4 protein-coding genes are annotated in these 6000 nt (G+C 69.9%); 3 read left to right on the plus strand and 1 reads right to left on the minus strand.

Going from position 1 to position 6000, the window contains the following annotated elements; genetic code table 11:
• Nucleotides 1–293 precede the first annotated feature (293 nt).
• Both AB0Q90_RS41515 and AB0Q90_RS41520 read left to right on the plus strand, forming a co-directional pair.
• Nucleotides 294–1673, plus strand: a complete 1380-nt coding sequence (locus AB0Q90_RS41515; RefSeq protein ID WP_363165899.1) for an NAD(P)/FAD-dependent oxidoreductase — start codon at nucleotides 294–296, stop codon at nucleotides 1671–1673.
• Between the two features lie 174 nt (nucleotides 1674–1847).
• Nucleotides 1848–3491 (plus strand): SpoIIE family protein phosphatase, encoded by a 1644-nt coding sequence (locus AB0Q90_RS41520; RefSeq protein WP_363165900.1) that lies wholly within the window; start codon nucleotides 1848–1850, stop codon nucleotides 3489–3491.
• Nucleotides 3492–3686: 195 nt separating this feature from the next.
• Here AB0Q90_RS41520 and AB0Q90_RS41525 read toward each other — a convergent pair whose 3' ends face one another.
• Complete coding sequence (locus AB0Q90_RS41525) at nucleotides 3687–4961, minus strand: MFS transporter (RefSeq protein ID WP_363165904.1); 1275 nt, start codon at nucleotides 4959–4961, stop codon at nucleotides 3687–3689.
• Nucleotides 4962–5100: 139 nt separating this feature from the next.
• Between AB0Q90_RS41525 and AB0Q90_RS41530 the strand changes: the two genes are divergently transcribed.
• Nucleotides 5101–5655 (plus strand): MarR family transcriptional regulator, encoded by a 555-nt coding sequence (locus tag AB0Q90_RS41530; protein ID WP_363165901.1) that lies wholly within the window; start codon nucleotides 5101–5103, stop codon nucleotides 5653–5655.
• The last annotated feature ends 345 nt before the right edge of the window (nucleotides 5656–6000 follow it).

Raw genomic sequence — 6000 nt, forward strand, 5'->3', positions numbered from 1 at the left:
CCCGTCGCGAACCCGTAGAGCCCGACGAGCGCATCCCCCACACCCCGTCGACACACGAACATAGTTGAGAGGCAGTCAATTCAGAAGGGGCAGGTTCCGCACGGAGCGCCCCCCGATCGGAGTACGGACCGTATACGTCCCGATTGCACCCCCTGGGATCCCCCGGCGCACACCTGTTGACCTGCGGTCCTTCCACGCACTCCGGCAATTCGGCCAACCCCGGCCGCCGAAGGCTTGCGGTCACACAAATTGCCGAGGCTGTGGACAAACTCAAGCGCTGGGTGCGTCATGGGATGGTGAAGGAACGTGCGCGCATTCTCGTTGTCGGCGGCGGCTACGTCGGGATGTACACGGCACTGCGACTCCAGCGAAAGTTGAAACCGGAACTCAAGCGCGGAGAAGTCGAGGTCACGGTCGTCACTCCCGACCCGTACATGACTTATCAGCCGTTCCTTCCCGAGGCCGCCGCCGGCTCCATCTCCCCCCGCCATGTCGTCGTCCCCCTGCGCCGCGTCCTCGACCGCTGCCGGCTGGTCATCGGCGAGGTCCACTCCATCGACCACGCCAAGCGCACCGCCACCCTCACCACCCTCGCCACCAAGGACGAGGGCACGGGCACCGAACAGCTCTCCTACGACGAACTCGTCCTCGCCCCCGGCTCGGTCTCCCGCACGCTCCCCGTCCCCGGCCTCGCCGAGCACGGCATCGGATTCAAGACCGTCGAGGAAGCCATCGGCCTGCGCAACCACGTCATCGAGCAGATGGACATCGCCTCCTCCACCCGCGACCCCGCGATCCGCGACGCGGCCCTCACCTTCGTCTTCGTCGGCGGCGGCTACGCCGGCGTCGAGGCACTCGCCGAACTGGAGGACATGGCCCGCTACACCGCGCGGTACTACCACAACGTCCGTCGCGAGGACATGAAGTGGATCCTCGTCGAGGCCTCCGAGCGCATCCTGCCCGAGGTCGGCGAGGAGATGGGCCGCTACACCGTCAGCGAACTGCGCCGCCGCAACATCGACGTACGCCTCGGCACCCGCCTGGAATCCTGCGCCGACCGGATCGCCGTCCTCAGCGACGGAGCCCGCTTCCCGACCCGCACACTCGTGTGGACCGCCGGCGTCAAACCCCACCCCCTCGTCGCCGCCACCGACCTGCCGCGCACCGACCGGGGACGGCTGAAGTGCACCGCCGAGCTGACGATCGAGGGCACCACGCGCGCGTGGGCCGCGGGCGACGCCGCCGCCGTCCCCGACGTCACCGCCGCCGAACCGGGCCGCGAGACCGCCCCCAACGCCCAGCACGCCCTGCGCCAGGCCAAGCTCCTCGGCGACAACATCGCGCACTCCCTGCGCGGCGAGCCCCTGGAGACGTACTCCCACAAGTACGTCGGCTCGGTGGCCTCCCTAGGGCTGCACAAAGGCGTCGCCCATGTCTACGGGCGCAAGCTGAAGGGCTACCCTGCCTGGTTCATGCACCGCGTCTACCACCTGAGCAGGGTGCCCACCTTCAACCGCAAGGCCCGTGTCCTGGCCGAATGGACGCTGTCGGGGCTCTTCAAACGGGAGATCGTCTCCCTCGGTTCACTCGAACATCCCCGAGCGGAGTTCGAACTCGCGGCCGGTGGAAAGCCTCCTCACGAACCGAACGACGACCCGAAGGGGTCGTCCTGACCGGACCGAGGAACTCCACCGCGCGGGCAGGCGTCTGACGGATGTCGGCCCGGTCCGCCACACTGCCAGACTGACCCCCGCCCCTGGACGACCCTGGACGACCAACGGACGGGCAACAGCCCGCCCCGGCCGGGTCCGGAGCTGGCCGAAGACGACGACACGAGGCAAGGATTCGTGAACTTCACGCGCTGGAGCGCCCGGCTCCCCGGAACGCAGCGCCGCGCCGCAGCGCGGACCGAACACACGGTCACGCCGGAGCGGCGGGGGGAGAGCGCAAGCTCAGTCCCCGCGGCCAGAGCCGAACAGCTCACCGACGAGACCCCGCCCGTCCCCGCCGTGGACGAACTGCCCGTGCGCGAGGTCCTCGACCGCGTGCCGGCCCTCGTCGCCCTCGTCCACGGCCCCGAGCACCGCCTCACCTACGTCAACGACGCCTACGCCACGGCCTTCGGCGACCGCGCGCTCGGCGAACCGGCCCGCGTGGTCATGCCGGAACTCGACGAGCTGGGCCTGTTCCCCCTCCTCGACCAGGTCCTGCGCAGCGGCAAGCCACGCACGGTCAAGTCCCGCAAGGCCCCCGACGGCCGCTCCTACACCTTCACGTGCAGCCCGGTGACCGAGGGCGACGGCGGGGTTCTCGTCTTCGCCACCGACGTCACCGACCACGCCGAGGCCGCCGAGCGCCTGCGCGCCAGCGAACGCCGTCAGCGCGAGACCGCGGTCACCCTCCAGAGATCACTGCTCCCGCAGGAACTGGAGGAGCCGGACGATCTGCGCATCGCGGCGACCTACCAGCCCGGCGGCACCGAAGCGGCCGTCGGCGGCGACTGGTACGACGTGATCACCCTCGGCGGCGGCCGCACGGCCCTGGTGATCGGCGACGTCATGGGCAGGGGCGTCCGCGCGGCGGCGGTGATGGGCCAGCTCCGCACGGCGGTTCGCGCCTATGCCCGCCTGGACCTGCCTCCCCACGAGGTTCTCCAGCTCCTCGACGGCCTCGCCACCGAGATCGATGCCAACCAGATCGCCACCTGCGTCTACGCCGTCCACGACCCGAACGAGGGGCGGCTGGTGTACGCCTCCGCCGGCCACCTCCCGATCCTCGTCCGCGACGAGAACGGCACGGTGCTGCGCGCCGACGAGCCGACCGGCCCGCCCCTGGGCACGGGCGGCTGGATGCACGCGTCCGGCTCCATCCCGCTGAGCCCCGGCTCCACGGCCGTCCTCTACACGGACGGTCTCGTGGAACGCCGTGACGAGGACCTCGACGAGGGCATCGCCTCCCTGGAGCGCGCCCTGGCCGGCGCCACGGGCACCCCGCAGGTGGTCTGCGACCGCCTGGTCCGCTCGGCGGGCGTCACCGCGGACCACGACGACGACGTGGCGGTCCTGGTGCTGCAACACCCGGCCCGCAACGGCCCGGACGGCGACCTCTTCCGCAACGCGGCACTGGAGCTGCTGGGCGGCGTGGAAGCGGCCCCACGCGCGCGTGCGTTCGCCTCCGGCGTGCTGACCAGCTGGCGGTTCCCGTCGGACCTCCACGACCTGGGCGTCCTGGCGGCCAGCGAACTGGTCGCCAACAGCCTCCAGCACGGGCATCCGCCCATGCGCCTGCGCCTGCGCCGCACCGACCGCCGCCTCATCGTCGAGGTCACCGACGGCGACGACCACCTCCCCCGCCGCCGCCGCGCCGAGCCCGGCGACGAGTCCGGCCGAGGCATCGCCATCGTCGCAACCATCGCCTCGGCGTGGGGTTCGAGACGGACGCCGGGCGGCGGCAAGGCGGTGTGGTGCGAGTTCGCGTTGCCGAAGGCCTGAGGGCCGACGCCGGGTTGTTTTCGCCCCGCCCCAGGGGGCTCTGCCCCCTGGACCCCCGTTCCTCAAACGCCGGAGGGGCTGAGTAGTCAGCCCGTCCGGCGTTTGAGGACGAGGCCGTTCAGGGCCGAAGCGGGGGTCTGGGGGCGGCAGCCCCCAGGGGATGGGAATGGGTAAGGGCGGCGGGGGCGAGGAAACTCAGGCGTGGGCCCGCGCCGTGTCCGCCGAGCTCGCCCCGCCCGTCGTCACCACCCGACTCCTCGCCAGCGACGGCTGATCCTGCACGGCCGTCAGCTCACGCCCCAGCCGCAGCGCGAGATACGTGATCCCCAGCGAGAACAACAGAAACGTCACGACATACGGCGCATGCAGCGACGCCCCCATCGGCCCACCCACCGCCGGCCCCACAGCCAGCGCCAACTGCTTCACCAGGGCGAAAGCCGAGTTGTACTGCCCAGCCATCCCCACAGGCGCCAGATCCGCCACCAACGGCGCAACCGTCGGCGACAACATCGCCTCACCCAGCCCGAACAGCGCATACGTGGAGACGAAGGCAGCCGTAGCCATCTCCTGGCTCCCATGCCCAAGCCCCGCATACCCCGCCGCAACCCAAGCCACGGCCCAGATCAGCCCCACCGCCGCGATCACCCGCGACCGCCGCCGCCGCTCGACAAACTTCAGCACCGCGAACTGCGCCACCACGATCATCGCCGTGTTGGCCGCCAGCGCCGTCCCGAGCGCGGACGTCGAGATCCCCGCGGCCTCCACGCCGTACGCACTCAGCCCCGACTCGAACTGCCCGTAACAGGCGAAGAACAGCACAAAGCCCAGCACACACAGCTGCACCATCGCCCGGTTCCCGAGCAACTGCTTCCAGCTGCCCCTGGCCGACGCCGGCGCCCCCTCGATCCGCGGCGCACGCGGCATCCGCACCGTCGCCATCACCACGACCAGCAGCAGGAACATCGCCGCCTCGATCGCGAACAGCAGCGTGAACGACGAAACCCGCGTCGTGTCGACGAGGTGACCGCCGATGAGCCCGCCGACACCCAGCCCCAGGTTCTGCAGAAAGAACTGCGTCGCGAACGCCCGCGACCGGGTCTCCGCCGTCGAGCAGTCCACGATCATCGTCGCCAGCGCCGGCTGCATCACCGCCTGCCCCGCGCCCAGCGCCGCCGCCGACAACAGCACGGTCACCGCACTGCTCGCGAGCCCCAGGCTCAGTGCGCCCAGCGAGGCGGTGACCAGAGCGGCGAGCAGCACCGGCAGCGGGCCCCGCCGGACGATGGCCCGCCCGGCGAACGGCAGCACGACCAGCGCGGCCACGGCGAACACGGCGAGTACGAGACCCGCCGTGACGGCCCCCAGCCCTCGCACCTGCGCCACATAGACGTACAGGTACGGGACGGTGAAGCCGAGCCCGAACGCGCTGAGTGCATTGCCCACATGGATCCGGCGCATCGCTGCGCCCATCGCCCTGGTCACGTTCACCTCTCTCAAGTAGTTAGCTCTGAAGTGGTTAGACCTGAAGACTTCAAAGCTAAAGTTCGAAGCTAAAGAGTACACAGAGAAGGACTTCAACGCCAATCACTGCCGTGCCATACTGCGAGGCATGGGCGACACCTCCGGCAGCATCAGCAGTGAGCCGACACTCGAAGAGCAGATCGCCGCCTACCAGCGCGAGTTCCAGGACCTCGACCCCCAGGTCGAGAAGATCGTTTCGGCACTGTCCCGCCTGAACCGCCGCATGAACGTCGCCTACGGCCGCCAGACCGCCGCCCTCGGCATCAGCAACGCCGAGTGGGAGGTCCTCAAGGCCCTCGTCCTCTCCGGCGCCCCGTACCGCCTGGGCCCCAGCGACCTCGCCAAGCGGCTCGGCCTGACGCCGGCCGCGATGACCCACCGGATCGACCGCATGGTCACCGAGGGCCTGGTCACCCGGCAGCGCGACGAGTCCAACCGGGTCCGCGTCATCGTGGAGCTCACGGTGGAGGGCCGGGAGAAGTGGATGGAGGCAATGCGCCTTGCCTCCGTCTTCGAGGAGGACCTGCTCCAGGACCTCGCCCCGGACGAGCGCACGGCCCTCGGCGAGGTCCTGACCCGCCTGCTGCGCAGGGTGGAACACGCCCAGCCGGACGCCGGCGGCCGCCTCAGCGACCTCGATTAAAGATCTTGACAGGGGGCGCTTGACACCCCCCTCCCCGATCCGTAAAGTTCTCCGGGTTGCCGCCGAGCCGTAACGGTTCTTCGACAACACCTCCGCCGCCTGGAGCGGCACTTCAAACCACCAGCACGATCTCCCACTCGGAGCGAATTCGGCGTGCCCGAATTCAATTCGATTTGGGCTCGGCAGCTCGATTAGGAACTGCCGGGAGGATCCGCTAAGGTTTGAGACGTCGGAACGGCCCAACAGCCGTGAAGACAAGCCCCGCTGACTGGGAGTCAGGCCCGAAAGGATCTGATAGAGTCGGAACCGCCGGAAAGGGAAACGCGAAAGCGAGAACCTGGAAAG

Origin of the sequence: Streptomyces sp. NPDC079141 (assembly GCF_040686775.1) — a bacterium.
GTDB lineage: Bacteria > Actinomycetota > Actinomycetes > Streptomycetales > Streptomycetaceae > Streptomyces.